This window comes from Nonlabens tegetincola, from assembly GCF_002117085.1.
GTDB classification, from domain to species: Bacteria; Bacteroidota; Bacteroidia; order Flavobacteriales; family Flavobacteriaceae; genus Nonlabens; species Nonlabens tegetincola.
The window spans coordinates 124,041-139,728 of record NZ_CP019342.1 but is presented as its reverse complement, the minus strand read 5'-3'; the positions used below and the strand labels follow the sequence as shown (position 1 = coordinate 139,728).

At 35.9% G+C, this 15,688-nt stretch carries 15 protein-coding genes; 6 read left to right on the top strand and 9 right to left on the bottom strand.

The window, feature by feature from the left end:
* Window positions 1-48 precede the first annotated feature (48 nt).
* Window positions 49-945, top strand: a complete 897-nt coding sequence (locus tag BST91_RS00730; RefSeq protein WP_085774131.1) for an anti-sigma factor — start codon at window positions 49-51, stop codon at window positions 943-945.
* 82 nt (window positions 946-1,027) lie between these two features.
* Here the strand turns inward: BST91_RS00730 and BST91_RS00725 are convergent, their stop codons facing one another.
* The 3 genes from BST91_RS00725 to BST91_RS00715 form a co-directional block, all read right to left on the bottom strand.
* The gene (locus BST91_RS00725) at window positions 1,028-1,924 is read right to left on the bottom strand and encodes a hypothetical protein (protein WP_169709751.1); all 897 of its coding nucleotides are present in this window, start codon (window positions 1,922-1,924) and stop codon (window positions 1,028-1,030) included.
* A 48-nt stretch (window positions 1,925-1,972) separates the two neighbouring features.
* Window positions 1,973-2,923: a pepsin/retropepsin-like aspartic protease family protein gene (locus BST91_RS00720; protein ID WP_085774129.1), complete on the bottom strand. Its 951-nt coding sequence runs from the start codon at window positions 2,921-2,923 to the stop codon at window positions 1,973-1,975.
* Between the two features lie 117 nt (window positions 2,924-3,040).
* Window positions 3,041-4,324: a multidrug effflux MFS transporter gene (locus BST91_RS00715; RefSeq protein ID WP_085774128.1), complete on the bottom strand. Its 1,284-nt coding sequence runs from the start codon at window positions 4,322-4,324 to the stop codon at window positions 3,041-3,043.
* A gap of 108 nt (window positions 4,325-4,432) precedes the next feature.
* On the opposite strand from BST91_RS00715, the gene BST91_RS00710 reads away from it, so the two are divergent.
* The 4 genes from BST91_RS00710 to BST91_RS00695 are packed head-to-tail and all read left to right on the top strand — an operon-like array spanning window position 4,433 to window position 8,219.
* Entirely contained in the window at window positions 4,433-5,131 is a 699-nt protein-coding gene (locus BST91_RS00710; protein ID WP_085774127.1) for a hypothetical protein, read from the top strand.
* On the top strand, window positions 5,124-6,386 hold the full coding sequence (gene kynU, locus BST91_RS00705; RefSeq protein WP_085774126.1) for a kynureninase: 1,263 nt from the start codon (window positions 5,124-5,126) through the stop codon (window positions 6,384-6,386). Before BST91_RS00710 ends, kynU begins: the two co-directional genes overlap by 8 nt.
* A gap of 19 nt (window positions 6,387-6,405) precedes the next feature.
* Complete coding sequence (locus BST91_RS00700; protein ID WP_085774125.1) at window positions 6,406-7,803, top strand: FAD-dependent oxidoreductase; 1,398 nt, start codon at window positions 6,406-6,408, stop codon at window positions 7,801-7,803.
* A gap of 2 nt (window positions 7,804-7,805) precedes the next feature.
* Window positions 7,806-8,219 (top strand): RidA family protein, encoded by a 414-nt coding sequence (locus BST91_RS00695; protein WP_085774124.1) that lies wholly within the window; start codon window positions 7,806-7,808, stop codon window positions 8,217-8,219.
* Window positions 8,220-8,297: 78 nt separating this feature from the next.
* Here BST91_RS00695 and nqrF read toward each other — a convergent pair whose 3' ends face one another.
* From nqrF to BST91_RS00665, 6 genes are read right to left on the bottom strand one after another with little or no spacing between them, the layout of a single operon-like run.
* Window positions 8,298-9,596 carry an NADH:ubiquinone reductase (Na(+)-transporting) subunit F gene (gene nqrF / locus BST91_RS00690; RefSeq protein ID WP_172792944.1) on the bottom strand — a complete coding sequence of 433 codons (1,299 nt, stop codon included), beginning with the start codon at window positions 9,594-9,596 and terminating at the stop codon, window positions 8,298-8,300.
* 17 nt (window positions 9,597-9,613) lie between these two features.
* Entirely contained in the window at window positions 9,614-10,228 is a 615-nt protein-coding gene (nqrE, locus tag BST91_RS00685) for an NADH:ubiquinone reductase (Na(+)-transporting) subunit E (RefSeq protein ID WP_042275862.1), read from the bottom strand.
* 20 nt (window positions 10,229-10,248) lie between these two features.
* Complete coding sequence (locus BST91_RS00680; RefSeq protein ID WP_042275864.1) at window positions 10,249-10,944, bottom strand: NADH:ubiquinone reductase (Na(+)-transporting) subunit D; 696 nt, start codon at window positions 10,942-10,944, stop codon at window positions 10,249-10,251.
* Between the two features lie 53 nt (window positions 10,945-10,997).
* Window positions 10,998-11,723 (bottom strand): Na(+)-translocating NADH-quinone reductase subunit C, encoded by a 726-nt coding sequence (locus BST91_RS00675; protein ID WP_042275866.1) that lies wholly within the window; start codon window positions 11,721-11,723, stop codon window positions 10,998-11,000.
* Between the two features lie 2 nt (window positions 11,724-11,725).
* The gene (locus tag BST91_RS00670) at window positions 11,726-12,901 is read right to left on the bottom strand and encodes an NADH:ubiquinone reductase (Na(+)-transporting) subunit B (RefSeq protein ID WP_042275868.1); all 1,176 of its coding nucleotides are present in this window, start codon (window positions 12,899-12,901) and stop codon (window positions 11,726-11,728) included.
* A gap of 3 nt (window positions 12,902-12,904) precedes the next feature.
* Window positions 12,905-14,245, bottom strand: coding sequence for a Na(+)-translocating NADH-quinone reductase subunit A (locus BST91_RS00665; RefSeq protein ID WP_085774123.1), 1,341 nt, complete (start codon window positions 14,243-14,245; stop codon window positions 12,905-12,907).
* 182 nt (window positions 14,246-14,427) lie between these two features.
* On the opposite strand from BST91_RS00665, the gene BST91_RS00655 reads away from it, so the two are divergent.
* Entirely contained in the window at window positions 14,428-15,687 is a 1,260-nt protein-coding gene (locus BST91_RS00655; RefSeq protein ID WP_244895652.1) for a type IX secretion system plug protein, read from the top strand.
* Window position 15,688: the final 1 nt, after the last annotated feature.

Below are 15,688 nucleotides of genomic sequence, written 5' to 3'. Positions count from 1 at the left end.
TGAGATAACATTATCATTAGTTTGTAGAGTAAAATTAAACTTTTAATCATGAATAAAAACTTCTCATATCTTATCCTGGGCTTACTCTCGATAGTAGGCTGTTCAAATGACGATGATTCAAATGCTGAACTTCAAACAAAAACATTAACCATTAATCTTCAAGGATTAGAAGATTTAGGAAACGATTTTAAATATGAAGGCTGGGTTATGGTAGATGGTACTCCTATAAGTACAGGTACATTTGATGTTGATGCTAATGGAGACTTGAGCCAAAACGAATTCGAAATCGATTCAAATGATTTGGACGCTGCAACTGCCTTTATCCTTACCATCGAGCCTGATCCAGATCCAAATCCCGATCCTGCTGATAGTAAATATATAGCTGGCGCATTCACTGGGACAACAGCGCTTGTGGACACTAACTTTGGACCAGCTCCTGGAGATTTTACTAATGCTAGTGGTTCCTTCTTCCTGAGAACTCCTACCGATGAGACAATGGGAAACAATGGTAATGACGAAAGCGGTGTATGGTTCGGTCTACCTGGAATGCCTCCAACTGCTGACTTTACGTTACCCGTTTTACCAGATGGATGGATTTATGAAGGTTGGGTAGTAGGCGACGCCGGTCCTATATCAACAGGAACCTTTACCGATTTTGATACTAGAGATTCAGGCAACCCGTTCTCAGGAACTCAAAACAATGCAGGTCCACCAGTTCCAGGAGAAGACTTTTTTAACAATTTACCAATGGGTGAGTCTTTACCATTTAGCGTAATTGGAAGAAATGTTGTAATTACTGTAGAACCTGTTCCAGACAACAGCCCTGCTCCATTCACTCTAAAACCTCTTGCGGCAATTGCCAATTCTATGACAGCACCCAATGCACAAAACTTTAATAACAATGTTGCTGCAACATTTCCTACTGGGAGCGTTGTACGTGAATAATTAATTATTGGTTGGTTAGTGAGAAAACGTCTTTCAACATCTCCATTGAAAGGCGTTTTTGATGATATAAAGTAGAAAAGTTTTACTTAATAAGAATTACAGAGTTAACATGATCATGTTTATCATATTGAACACTGTTATTCATGGGATCAACTATCCAAATATCATCCACTATAAACTTATAATGATGAACGCCTCGTGTTAATGGGATTTCTATTTCCCAAAAACCATTAATCAAATTCATTTGAAGCTTGTTATTTTGCCAGTCTGTAAAATCACCTGCTAAATACACATTTTTAAAATCAACGTTTTTCAATCTAAATTTTTGTAATTTCCTTTTAGTTATTACACTATTAAATTCATTGTATTCATTGGGCTTCTTCTTAGGGTTATGAGGATCTCTCATCCACTGGCCATCTACAATATACCGGTACTCATGCGTTCCTATTGGTAGATCTAAGGTAAGTTCCCAGTAACCGTCTTTACATTCCAACTCAAATTCATTTTCATCCCAGTTATTAAATGTACCTGTTACAACTACCCTTTGAGCGTTTGAATAACCGTGTAAGTAAAATGTATGATTTCCATCTTCAGACTCCTTGACCTTATTCAATTTCAAATTATAAACACTAACAAAAATATCATCCAAGGTAAGCTGCTCACGATTAGGTGCAATGGCAGGTGGCTCAACCCAAAACTTATCATTAATTACGAATTTAAATGAAGCTCCACTGTCGGTATTTAAATATTTAATCTTTTTCCTCAATTCATAAACACCGTTTTTTATATTCTTGAGTTTCCAGTCGTTCTTAGCCCATTTGTTAAAGGTTCCACCTACAGCTACTTTTTTTATGTTTATATCAGAAAGATCAAGTTTAACTTGTGTATCATTAATAGTAACCATCGAATAGTCCCGTACATCAAATTTAAATACGATGTCCTCACCATCAATTCTATAACCATAATCATCTTGTCCCATAATCATGAGACTGATAAAAAAAATTAAAAGAGTGATAAACAGCTTCATTTATTCAGGCCACTTTGTAAAAAACAATTTCTTTTTACGATAATTAATTAAAACTCTACGATTTCTTAAAAACCAAAACCCTAAAACACCATCCACTTGAGTCCCGTATGCATTTGCTGCATAGGTCATAGTTGATAATACAGTTGGCATTTCTTCATTCTGTACAGCATTAGTAAACTTTAGATTTTTGAAAACTCCAGCAATCACTTCTTTCTTACCACCATCCATTCCCATTAACTCCAATCTTTTGAGAGGTTGAAAATTTTTATAAACTAATGAATCTAATTTGTTGCTTAATTGATTTATTTCTGCTCCGGTATCCAAAACAAAGGTAACATCTATCTCATTAATATTGGAATCTAGAATAATCGAGTGCTTGCGCCGTTTAAAACTTAAGGTGTCTACTATTTGTTCGGTTAAATATTTCTCATCAATACGATTGCCTTTTCTATCGATCTTAAAAAAGGTAATCTGTTCCAAATAAAAGTCAATATATAGTTCAAATCGTCTAAATGTATCGTATCCTATTATACCATTAATAGCGGTATGTTTTTCTTTTTCAATATGGCTTAAATCTACTACATCTGCATTTTTGGAATTAATTTTAAAACCATCAATATTAAAACTATATATCGCGATTTCCTGTATATTAGGAATTTCTCGTTCAATAGAATACGTTGTCCTACCTGTTGTAGCTATTTTATTATAAATTCGTTTATTAAGTACCAGTCCATAGGATCCTGTATCAATAATGAAAGGACCCGACTCTCCATTAACCTTTGCTTGTACAGTTATCAATCTTCCAGCAAATTTAAATGGCATGCGCAAGGTGTTATCACTTAGTTTCGTTGCCTCTGGGAATGAAATTTCTTCAACAATTAAATCATTGGAATATGCTTTACAAACATACATGCATGTTGTCATGAACAACAACCACGGTAATATTTTCATAGCTAGTCTTTTGGTACTTTAAAGACTAGAGCTGTTATCGATTGTTACATTTTTATTCCATATTCCTAGTATTTATGCTAGGGATTAGTTTAATAGTACGCTTTCGCGAAAGCGTACTTAAGAATAATTATCTTCTCGTTTGATTGCTTTGTAAGGATGTTTGAGGTAGTTTTTGGCAAATTGATAACCTCGAGCATATTTAATTCTAAAAATCTCGACAGCTAGGTGACCAAAAACAGCACAACCCAACAGTAATAATGCTAGAGGCAAAAGAGCATCATTGACAAATTTAGACACATACCAACTAGCCAGTGAACCGTAAATCATACTAACGGCTCCTACAAATGCGCTTGCACTACCAGCCTTTGCAGTGAATGGCTGAAGAGCCAGAGCAGTTGCGTTGGGGTTTTGAAATCCGATAGCCGTCATCATTAAAAATAAAGATGGATATACAATCCAAAACTCCGGTGTCATAGTCGCCAAATTTATTGTCAATACACCCGTAAAAACAATGAGTAAAACACTCACCACATACGTTATCTCAAAAGTCGTGTATCGTTTTAAAAATAATCGATTTATTTGACTACCTGCAATTAGACCTGCAGCATTGCTACTAAAGGCAAATGCAAATTCAGTCTTTGACATTTCAAAAAACTCCATAAAAATAAAAGGAGCTGCAGCTACATACCCAAGTAGAGCTCCTATGATAAATCCACGTGTGGTGCTGAAGAGAAAAAAGGCTTTATTTTTATAAATAGACCAATATTCTTTAAGCACCGGAACCGGTTTTAAACTAGTCGCACGATTAGGAGTTACACTATCTGGGAGAAAAAAGATAATATTAAACAACATAAGTGTTGCAAAACCTGCTAGACCATAAAAAATTATTTGCCAGTGAAAATGAGTCACTACCCATCCACCTATTCCAGGGGCAATCACAGGTGCTATACCCATGATTAACATTAAATTAGACAGCACGCTAGCGACTTCCTCCTCATCAAATAAATCTCTTACTATCGCTTTACTAGCTACCATACCTGCACATGCACCTAGTGCTGTAAAAAATCTCAATGTTGCGAGAGCTATCACGTCATAGGCAAAAGCACTAGCTAGACTTGTACCTATATACAACACTAGTCCAACAATGAGAGGTTTACGCCTACCAAAACGATCCATCAATGGCCCGTAGGCGAGCTGCCCTAGGCCTATACCTATAAAGTAGGTAGTTAAGGTAAGACTTATAGCATTAACATCTACCTTAAAGTCTCCAGCTATTTGTTTAAAAGCAGGTAAATAAGCATCTATAGAAAAAGGTCCAATAGCGATTAAACTACCTAACACCAGTATAATACCCAGTCTTCTACCTGAAGATAATTGCCCTTTATAAACTCTCTTTGCCATAAAGTACAAAAGTACTTTTTTGACATAGCTTACTCTTGGTAATTAATAAAGCTTTACCATTTCATAAACTATCGTTCTTTGTATTTTTAGACAATCAAAACAGATACTATGAGAATTGTATTTTTTGCTCTTGTAGCAAGTCTTTTATTAAGCTGTAAAAATAATAACAGCAACGTGGATGAAACATTGAAGACTAACAATGAAGAAACCAGCTTAACTCCTGCACAGCAAATCGCACAATCTACCGGATTATCAGTTTGGGATGATGTTGAAGAAATACAATTCACATTCAATGTAAGTCGATTTGGAGAAAAGATAATGGATAGAAATTGGACATGGAATGTTAAATCTGGTCTCATCAAATTAAAATCCAAACAAAAGGAAGTCGTTTACTATAGAAATAAAAAAATGGACAGTACAGCCCTAAACGCTGATCAAGCCTTTATCAATGATGTGTATTGGCTATTACCACAATTCAAATTAGTTTGGGATAAAGGAACGACCTTATCAACTCCTATAATTAAACAAGCTCCTATATCAAAGGATAGCCTAAACATGATCACCATTTTATATGATAATAAAGTAGGTTACACACCAGGTGACGCCTATGACCTGTATTATGACCAAAATAATACTGTAAGAGAGTGGACCTATAGAAAAGAAAATGATAGTTTACCAACCATGCAAACTACTTTTGAAGACTATCAAAGTTATGAGGGATTAAACATCGCCACAAACCATATCACTTTAGATGGCAATACAAATATTTATTTTTCAGATATTAAGGTAATCAAATCAAATGAATAAAGATACCAACCTAGCCTACGCACTAGAACTAGATCAACAAGATGAATTATCTCGCTTTCGCGAAAGCTTTCACATACCTAAACACACCGATGGTACAAACAGCATATATTTATGTGGAAATTCTCTAGGGTTACAACCTAAAGCCATAAAAGATCAGTTAAATCAAGAACTTGAAGATTGGGCAAATCTAGGAGTTGAAGGTCATTTCCATGCCAAAAATCCATGGATGCCTTATCATGAGTTTTTAACTAAGAATATGGCAACTATTGTGGGTGCTCATCCACATGAAGTAGTAATAATGAATACACTTACCACAAATTTACATTTGATGATGGTGAGCTTTTATCGACCTACGCCAAAACGTTTTAAAATAATTATTGAGGCCGATGCTTTTCCCAGTGATCGATATGCTGTGGCATCACAAGCAAGCTTTCATGGATACGATCCTAACCTAGCTATAATTGAATGGAAACCTAGAAAGGGAGAGCATACTCCTCATCTAGAAGATTTAAAAGATTTGCTAGAGACAAACAAAGATGAAATCGCTCTTGTAATGGTAGGTGCGGTAAACTACTACACTGGACAGTTCTTTAATTTAAAGGAAATTACTCAATTAGGACATCAACATGGAGCATTAGTAGGTTTTGACTGTGCACATGGAGCCGGTAATGTTGATTTACGACTTCACGATTCTGGTGCCGATTTTGCTGTTTGGTGTACTTACAAATATTTAAATAGTGGACCAGGAAGTTTAGGAGGTTGCTTTGTACATGAAAGACATGCTCAAAATAATGAACTGCCCAGATTTACTGGATGGTGGGGACACAATAAAGAAACTAGATTCAAAATGCGTGATGATTTTGAACCCATCTATGGCGCCGAAGGCTGGCAACTTTCAAATCCTCCAATATTAAGTATGGCTGCGGTAAAGGCGAGCTTAGAATTATTCAATGAAGCAGGTTTTCATAATCTGAGAAATAAGTCAATTCAACTTACCAATTACCTAGAGTTCTTGTTAACACAAATCAATTCAGATAGAATAAGCATTATAACACCTACACAATCTAATCAAAGAGGTTGTCAATTATCACTAGCCGTTAAGAATGCAGATAAATCATTATTTGAGTCTATAAGTGCTCGCGGTGTGATAGCTGACTGGAGAGAACCCGACGTAATACGTATAGCACCTGTTCCCTTATATAATAATTATGAGGATTGCTGGAAATTTGTAAATATTCTTAAAGAAGAAATGTAAAAACAGTAGGCATAAGCTTATGGAAATAAACAATAAAGACACAAAAATATTAATCTCTGGGGCTGGTCTATGTGGCTCACTATTAGGGTTACGTCTAGCACAAAGAGGATACAAGGTTGACATTTTAGAAAAACGACCAGACATGAGGTCTCAACAAGTAGATGGTGGTAGATCTATAAATCTTGCTCTTTCTGATCGCGGCCTCAAAGGTTTAAAACTTGTAGGTCTTGAGGAAAAAGTCAAGGATTTATGTATTCCTATGCACGGCAGGTTAATACATAACATAGATGGTAGCACATTTACTTCAAATTACAGTGGTCGAGAAGGTGAGTACATCAATTCGATATCTCGTGAAGAACTCAATAAATTATTATTGGATGAAGCAGATAAATATGACGATGTGCAAATTGATTTCAATGATGAAGTTTTACATGTAGATTTAGAGAAAACTACTATTACATATCATGATAGCGAGTCAAACGAAGAAAAAACATGGAAAGCTGATTTAATTTTTGGTGCTGATGGTGCTGGGAGCGCAGTTCGTAAGGCTATGATCAGACAAAGAGATTTCTTGTTTTCTCATAGTATTGAATGGTTACCTCATGGTTATAAAGAATTAAGTATTCCTCCTGCAGAAGACGGAAGTTGGCGCATAGAAAAAAATGCCTTACACATTTGGCCTAGAGGTGGTTTCATGCTTATTGCGTTACCTAATTTAGATGGAAGTTTTACACTTACTTTATTCCTAGATTATAAAAGTAAAGAAGGGCCTTCGTTTGAAGATTTAAAAAATGATCGCAGTGTTATTGAGTTTTTCAATACCTATTTTAGTGATGTTGTTCCACACATACCAAATCTTGTCGAGCAATTTAATAATAATCCTACTCCACCGTTAGGTACTATTAAATGTAATCCGTGGGATGCTTACGGTAAAAGCCTTTTAATTGGTGATGCTGCACATGCCATCGTACCGTTCTATGGACAAGGTATGAATGCTAGTTTTGAAGATGTAGTTGATTTTGATTTGACATTAGACCGTAATAAATATTGGAGCAAAGCATTCAGTGATTTCGCAGAAACAAGAAAACCTAATACCGACGCGATAGCAGATCTTGCTCTTGATAATTTTATTGAAATGCGTGATAGTGTAGCAAACAGTGACTTTAAGAAAAAACGTCAAATTGAAATGCTATTGGAGTCTCATTTTGCCAAAGAAGAATATCAATCCAAATATTCATTAGTTACATTTCCAGTAGAAGGCATCTCATACCGAGAAGCCATGCTTCAAGGAAGAGCGCAAGACAGAGCTATTTTATACTTATTAAAAGAAAATATAATCAGTCCAGAGGATCATGAAAACGATTTATTATTTGAAATATCTCGTAAGACTAAGGATATTCTCTGGTTTAGAAATTAATTATGGGAGTAATAGAAGGAAAAGCAAAACCACGTGGTAAATATCCACACGTAAAGAGAGTTGGCGACTTTTTATACATTTCAGGAACGAGCAGTAGACGATCAGACAACACGTTTGCAGGTGTTGAAGTGGATGAAATGGGAACCACAAATCTCGATATTAAAGAGCAAACCAAAGCAGTTCTAGAAAACATCGATAGCATCTTAAAGACTCAAGGAGCTAGTTTGAAGAACGTAGTTGATATAACAACGTTTCTCGTTAACATGAACGACTTTGGTGGTTATAACGAGACTTACGCTCAATATTTTGATTATTCTGGCCCTACTCGAACCACAGTAGCCGTGCATCAATTACCGCATCCGCACTTGTTGATAGAAATTAAAGCAGTTGCTTACTTACCTGTACAACCAGAGTAAATAAATTCCATATTCGCATTTTAATGAAATAAAAAACCCAGCTTTAAAAGCTGGGTTTTTTAATATAAAGGAAAAGTATTAACCTCCAAAATCGTCAAATCGGATATTTTCATCAGGTATTCCAAAATCCTCACCCATTTTTTGAACCGCTTGATTCATCAATGGAGGACCACAGAAATATAGCTCAATATCTTCTGGTGCTTCATGCTTAGATAAATATTGATCAATTACCACTTGGTGTATGAAACCTTGGAAACCATCACCTTCACTATGGATATCATCTTTAAGCTTCCAATTATCTTCCTCCAATGGTTCACTTAAAGCCATAAAGAACTTAAAGTTTGGAAATTCTCTTTCTAACTCACGGAAATGCTCGATATAAAACAATTCACGCTTGGAACGACCACCATACCAATAAGTAACTGTACGACCAGTTTTCAAGGTTTTGAATAAGTGGTACAAGTGAGATCTCATAGGTGCCATTCCTGCACCACCACCCACGTAAAGCATTTCTGCATCACTGTGATTAATAAAGAACTCTCCATAAGGTCCTGATATCACTACCTTATTACCAGGTTTCTGATTAAAAATGTAAGAACTAGCTACACCAGGGTTTACATCCATCCAACCATTTTTAGCACGATCCCATGGCGGCGTAGCAATACGTACGTTAAGCATTACTTCTCTACCTTCAGCAGGGAAAGAAGCCATCGAGTAAGCACGTTCTACAGTTTCAGGATTTTTCATTACTAATGGCCATAAATTAAATTTATCCCATTCTGCCTGAAATTTGTCTGGCGTGTCATGCTCCTCTGGGTGAGCAGTGATATCCATATCCTCAAAACGAACTTCACATTTAGGAACCTCGATTTGAATGTATCCACCAGCTTCATAATCCATATCTTCAGGAAGACGTACTACGAACTCTTTAATAAAAGAAGCTACATTGTAATTACGCACAACCTCTGCCTCCCATTTTTTAATTCCAAATACCTCTTCAGGAATTTCGATTTTCATGTCTTGTTTAACCTTAACTTGACAACCTAATCTCCATCCATTTGCAATCTCCTTACGAGTAAAATGTGGTACCTCAGTTGGTAAAATAGCACCACCACCTTCAGTAACAATACATTTACACTGAACACAAGTTCCACCACCACCACAAGCTGATGGTAGGAACAATTTATTATTACCCAAAGTACCTAATAAAGTTCCTCCAGAATCAGTAGTGATATCTTTTTCACCGTTTACATTAATGGTCACAGGACCAGACGGTAAAAGCTTTGATTTTGCTCCTAAAAGCAAAGATACTAGCAACAGAATAAGTGTTAAGAAAATAACAACTGCTGCAATTAATGTAATCATATTAGAATCCATAATAGCTGTTTCTAAAATTATATTTCAATTCCCATAAAACTCATAAACCCTAAAGCCATAAGTCCTGTTATTATAAATGTAATACCTAGTCCTCTAAGCGGTGCAGGTACATTTGAGTAAGCAATTTTCTCACGAATGGCAGAAATCGCTAGAATCGCAAGGAAAAATCCTACCCCAGATCCTAAACCGTATACAGCAGACTCAGTTATACCACTGAAGTCTTTTTGTTGCATAAATAAAGAACCTCCCAAAATCGCACAGTTTACCGCAATAAGAGGTAAAAATATACCTAGAGCACCATACAAAGCTGGAGCAAATCGTTCCACAACCATTTCAACTAATTGTACCATACTTGCGATAACCGCAATAAACATGATAAAACTTAAAAAGCTTAAATCAACATCTGCATAACTAGCATCTAACCAAGTTAAAGCACCAGGCTTTAGTAGGTAAGTATCTAGTAAAAAGTTGATAGGAACTGTAATTCCAAGTACAAATACAACTGCTGCACCTAAGCCAACAGCAGTCTTAACCGACTTAGATACCGCTAGATAAGAACACATACCTAAGAAATAGGCAAAAACCATGTTTTCTATGAAAACGCTTCTTACAAAAAGATTAATTAAATCCATGATATATACTATTTCTTAGTTTAGTTTTCTTCTATTAATGCTCTGTTTCTACTTCTTTGCACCCAAATTATGATTCCTACCGTTATAAGTGCCATAGGCGACAATAACATCAAACCATTATTGGAATATCCAAATTCATAGAAAGAATCTGGGATCACTTGATAACCAAAAAGTTTCCCAGCACCTAATAACTCTCTGAAAAATGCTACCAGTATAAGTATGAAAGCATATCCTGCTGCATTTCCTATACCATCAAGAAATGATTTATAAACACCATTACCTAATGCAAATGCTTCAAGACGACCCATTACAATACAATTGGTAATAATTAAACCTACGAATACCGATAATTCCTTTGAAACATCATAAGCATAGGCTCTTAATACTTGATCTACAAGAATTACAAGTGCAGCAACCACTACAAGTTGAACGATAATACGTATTCTTGAAGGAATAGAATTTCTAAGTAATGAGATAATCATGTTACTGAAAGCCATTACGGCCATTACAGCAAGACTCATTACAATCGCAGGCTTCAATTGAACTGTAATTGCAAGTGCACTACAAATACCTAATACCTGTACGGTAATAGGGTTGTTATCTGTAAGAGGATCAGAAAGAAGTTTACGATTTTTCTTTCCTAACAATCCTTCTCTTTCATCCGTATCAGATAGAAAAAGGATTAGTTCTTCTTTTTTGTTTAGTTCTTTTGACATAAAATTTGTTTTTATCTCGCTTTCGCGAAAGCGTAACAACAGTAAGCACTGGCTTACTTCATAGCCACTTTTATGTTAGTATTTTTCTCGAAATAAGGAAGGTAATTCTTAAGTCTTTCTGAAATCATATCAGTAACACCATCACCTGTAATGGTAGCTCCCGAAATGGCATCTACTGCGTTATCGTCCTTATTATCTCCACCTTGATATCCTTTAGCAACAGATACACCTATAAAATTACCATCACCATCAAAGATTTTTTCTTCTTCAAATCTTTTACGGAACCATTCTTGAGTAATTTCGGCACCTAGACCAGGAGTTTCACCCTTGTGATCAAATACAGCACCTTTAATGGTGTTCACATCATCTTTAAGAGCTATGTAACCCCATATTGCATCCCAAAGACCTTTACCTCTTAAAGGAACAACATAATATTTTGAGCCTTCAACATCTGCCACGTAAAGTGGAAATGCTTGTTCTTCTACAGGCTTCTTAAGTTCTTTTTTAAGATCTACCTCAAAAGCATTTACGTCAGCCTTAGGAGTACCATCACTAGAAAGTGCAACCTGATCTACAATATATTTATTAAACAAAACCTGAGCACTATCTCTAGAAGTCTCAATTCCTACTGTACCTAGGATGTTTTGCATTTTTTCTTCTTTCACATTTTTTGCTTGTGCTGGTTGTAGACTAGTAGCTGCAAATGCTAGAGCACTAGCAACAACTGCTACAAGAGCAATAGCAAACAAAAAAGTATAAGCGTTTGAATTTCTATCCATGACTAAGCTGTTTGAAGATTAGCCTTAGCTTTTGCCAGGCGTTTTTTACGTTTACTCACATTTGCTTGAACCACGTAATGATCAATGGTTGGAGCAAACACATTCATTAATAAAATAGCAAGCATAATTCCTTCTGGATACGCTGGATTGAATACACGTATCATAACCCCAAAGAATCCACATAAGAAACCATAAATCCATTTACCTTTAAAAGTTTGAGCAGCACTCACAGGATCTGTTGCCATAAACACTAGTCCAAATGCCAATCCGCCAACTACTAAATGCATATACCAATCAAATGACATTAGAGCATTTGCACCAAAGGCATTAAAAATCAATCCCATTACAGCGGCTCCTATAAATCCACTTAATATGATTCTCCAGCTTCCTACCTTAGTAAGGATTAAAATGGCAGCTCCTATTAAAATCATAAGAGTAGATGTCTCTGACACTGATCCTGGTATAAAGCCTATGAAAGCATCAGAAAAACTATAAGCCACTTCTTTACCTTCAGCTAGTGATCCTAAAATCGTTTCACCAGAAATAGAATCGGTACTACCTTCATGAACCCATATCTGATTACCTGACATGTATAATGGGTAAGCAAAGAACGCAAATGCACGCGCTGTTAATGCTGGGTTTAAGATATTCATACCTGTACCTCCAAAAGCTTCTTTACCGATAAGTACGGCAAAAGCAACGGATATAGCTAACATCCACAATGGAATATCTACCGGAAAGATCATAGGTATAAGTAAACCAGTTACTAGGTAACCTTCATTTACTTCGTGACCACGATAAATCGCAAAAATAAATTCGATAGTCAATCCAACTATATAACTAACTGCAATAAGAGGAAACACCAATATTGCTCCTTCAGTTAATGCTTCCCAAAAAGGAACATCAGTCACACTACCAAGGTTTCTTTCTTGATATAAGTATTGAGCTCCTGCATTCCACATACCAAAAATTAAGGCTGGTATAAGCGCAATTACAACCGTAATCATAGTACGCTTAAGATCCACAACGTCACGTATGTGAGCACCTTTCTTTGTAGTGTGATTTGGGGTAAATAAGAAAGTATCAAATGCATTAATAGCAGGTGCATACTTCTCTAATTTCTGACCTGGTCCAAAAGGCTTTCTAGCCTGATCCAGTTTACGTCTAATCCATTTCATAGTTTATCCTACTTCTGTTATCATTAAGTCCAAACCGTTGCGTATTATTTCTTGCGCTTCAAGTTTGGAAGTATTAGTAAAATCAACAAGTGCAAAATCCTCTGGTGCAACCTCGTAAATACCTAGATTTTCCATTTTTTCAATATCACCTGACATACAAGCCTTGATCAATTGCATTGGATAAATATCCATAGGCATTACATCTTCCATTTCACCGGTAACAACTAGAGCACGTTCCTCACCGTTAAGGTTTGTGTCTACTTTTCTTTTACCACCTAACAACCAGGATAAAGAAGTTCCTGCATTTGAAGGTACTTTGTTACGTGTAAATGGCAACCAACCCATAAACGCATACTCATTTCCTTCAGGAATTAAAGTAAGTGTGTTATGATAATAGTTAATAAATTGTCCGTTCTCTAACTTATCACCAGTAAGAACATCTCCAGATATGATTCTCGTATTTTCGGTATCTACGTTCCCGCCTGTAAGACTATCAACTTGCGCTCCTAGAATAGTTCTGTAATACTTTCTAGAATCCTTATCAGCATCAGTACCCGCAAGAGCTACAGTACGTTGTGCAGAGAATACTCCAGTGGTAAAAACATCTCCAATAGTAGCTACATCTTCAAAACCAACTGTCCACACGCGCTCACCAGCATTAACTGGCAGCACCTTATGGATTTGCACACCTACGTTACCTGCCGGATGCTTACCTTTCACTTTATAAACAGTAGCATCTTTAACAGTGGCAATAGGCGAGTTTTTACCTACACCAATATAAACTGGAGCTATTCTACTAAGTGCAGTTACACCATTTTGAAAAGCTTCTTTCTTATCTGCAAGTATTACATCTGCATCACCGGCAAGTGGCGCAGTCGTGTAAGCCGAAATAAAGATTGCTTTTGGTGTATCTTCTGGACTTGCAACAATGCTGTAAGGACGCTGTATAATAAACGGCCAACAACCGCTTTCAAGTAAAATCTCACGCACCTGTTCTGCACTGGCTTGTGAAGGATTCACAACATCATGTTTAACTACATCATTACTTCCGTTAGGAGTAATTTGAACTTCTAGAATTCTGCGTTTTGCACCACGTAAAATTTTAGTCAATGTTCCAGAAACTGGTGACACAAATTTTACCTTTTCATCATACTTTGAATAAAAGATGACCTCTCCAGCTTTAACTGAAGCACCTTCCTTAAGTACCATTTTTGGTACTACCGCATGAAAATCAGCAGGTTTGATTGCATAAACAGAAGACTTTGAAGCATCTACGATCGCATTATCTGCTTCTCCTTTGAGCTTTAGATCAAGCCCTTTTCTTACTCTAATGTCTTTTGACATAGGACGTTATTTTAGTCTTATTTTTAAGGTCTGCAAATTTAAGGATAAAAGGTCTTTTTTAAATCTAACTTATTTATTTAGAAAGGTTCTAAATTGTTGTTTAAGTAAGTTTTTGGCACTGCTTTCGCGAAAGCTTAATAAAAACAGCATCATACCTTATATTTATCCCATATTTGACCATTATGAAGTCGTATTTATTGTTATTCTTTACAGTTTTTTTCAATGCTTTTTTCTTGCAATCGCAAGAGATGAATGAACTTGTTAATGATCCAGATTACATAAAAACTGTTGTATTTAATGTTCCTGCTGAAAATATGCTACCTATTTTTAATATGGGTGATACCATCAAACTAGAATTTGATGACATTATAGGTGACGAAGCAGACTATTATTATCAATTTGAACACTACGACCACGACTGGAAATCTAGTAGATTGTTTAAAAATGAATTTCTAGAAGGTATCGATGATATGCGTATCTTCAATTATCGCAATTCCTTTACCACATTACAACCTTATTCCCACTATACATTAACGATACCTAATCAATTTACACAAGGTTTCAAGGTGAGTGGCAACTACATGATTCATATCTACAATGATGATAGGGAACTTGTTTTTTCAAGGAAATTTATGATCGTAGAGGATATAGCTCAAGTAGGTGTTGCCGTGAGAAGAGCTCGAGACTTAAATTACGTTAATACCCAACAACGAGTTGAGTTTAACATAGATAGTAAAGAAGTAAATTTTATAAATCCTAATAAGCAATTAAAGGTCACTGTAATTCAAAACTTGGACTTAACAAATACGATTGATCAACTTAAGCCACAATTTAATTTAGGAAACAAACAAGTATATCGATATGACGAGAAATCAAGCTTTTGGGCCGGTAATGAATATCTGAATTTTGAAAATAGAGATTTTAGAGCACCTAATGTAAATATCGATTACGTCATTAAAAAAGATCTCTATGAGGCTTTTCTATTTGTAGATTTACCAAGAAAAAACAGGGACTACACTTTTTTCCCTGATATAAATGGTGGATTCAAAGTAACAACAATTGACAATGAAGACAATGCTGTACAAGCAGAGTATGTGAAGATCCACTTTAGCTTAGACACAAAAGATATAGAAATACCTAGAGGATCTACCCTGCACGTTATGGGTAATTATAATGGATTTCAAGTAAGTGATGAAAACATGATGATTCCTAGTGAGAACGGTAGTTCTTACAGCACCACACTGACATTGAAACAAGGGTTTTACAATTATAAATATGCAGTTGTTCATCCTGATGGCCGCATAGATTACGGATTCGTAGCAGGGAATAATTGGCAAACAGAGAACGAGTATACTGTCTTGGCATATTTTAGAGAGATAGGTGGCCGTTATGATAGGTTAATAGGAAAAGGGTCTGCGAATAGCAGAAACATTACAAATTAAA

Excerpts from the sequence above, each read along its gene's own strand:
- BST91_RS00680 (WP_042275864.1), bottom strand. The coding sequence starts at position 10,944 with ATGTCAAAAGAACTAAACAAAAAAGAAGAACTAATCCTTTTTCTATCT.
- BST91_RS00720 (WP_085774129.1), bottom strand. The coding sequence starts at position 2,923 with ATGAAAATATTACCGTGGTTGTTGTTCATGACAACATGCATGTATGTT.
- nqrF (WP_172792944.1), bottom strand. The coding sequence starts at position 9,596 with ATGGATTCTAATATGATTACATTAATTGCAGCAGTTGTTATTTTCTTA.
- BST91_RS00655 (WP_244895652.1), top strand. The coding sequence starts at position 14,428 with ATGAAGTCGTATTTATTGTTATTCTTTACAGTTTTTTTCAATGCTTTT.
- BST91_RS00725 (WP_169709751.1), bottom strand. The coding sequence starts at position 1,924 with ATGGGACAAGATGATTATGGTTATAGAATTGATGGTGAGGACATCGTA.
- BST91_RS00730 (WP_085774131.1), top strand. The coding sequence starts at position 49 with ATGAATAAAAACTTCTCATATCTTATCCTGGGCTTACTCTCGATAGTA.
- BST91_RS00665 (WP_085774123.1), bottom strand. The coding sequence starts at position 14,245 with ATGTCAAAAGACATTAGAGTAAGAAAAGGGCTTGATCTAAAGCTCAAA.
- kynU (WP_085774126.1), top strand. The coding sequence starts at position 5,124 with ATGAATAAAGATACCAACCTAGCCTACGCACTAGAACTAGATCAACAA.
- nqrE (WP_042275862.1), bottom strand. The coding sequence starts at position 10,228 with ATGGATTTAATTAATCTTTTTGTAAGAAGCGTTTTCATAGAAAACATG.
- BST91_RS00700 (WP_085774125.1), top strand. The coding sequence starts at position 6,406 with ATGGAAATAAACAATAAAGACACAAAAATATTAATCTCTGGGGCTGGT.
- BST91_RS00695 (WP_085774124.1), top strand. The coding sequence starts at position 7,806 with ATGGGAGTAATAGAAGGAAAAGCAAAACCACGTGGTAAATATCCACAC.
- BST91_RS00670 (WP_042275868.1), bottom strand. The coding sequence starts at position 12,901 with ATGAAATGGATTAGACGTAAACTGGATCAGGCTAGAAAGCCTTTTGGA.
- BST91_RS00715 (WP_085774128.1), bottom strand. The coding sequence starts at position 4,324 with ATGGCAAAGAGAGTTTATAAAGGGCAATTATCTTCAGGTAGAAGACTG.
- BST91_RS00710 (WP_085774127.1), top strand. The coding sequence starts at position 4,433 with ATGAGAATTGTATTTTTTGCTCTTGTAGCAAGTCTTTTATTAAGCTGT.
- BST91_RS00675 (WP_042275866.1), bottom strand. The coding sequence starts at position 11,723 with ATGGATAGAAATTCAAACGCTTATACTTTTTTGTTTGCTATTGCTCTT.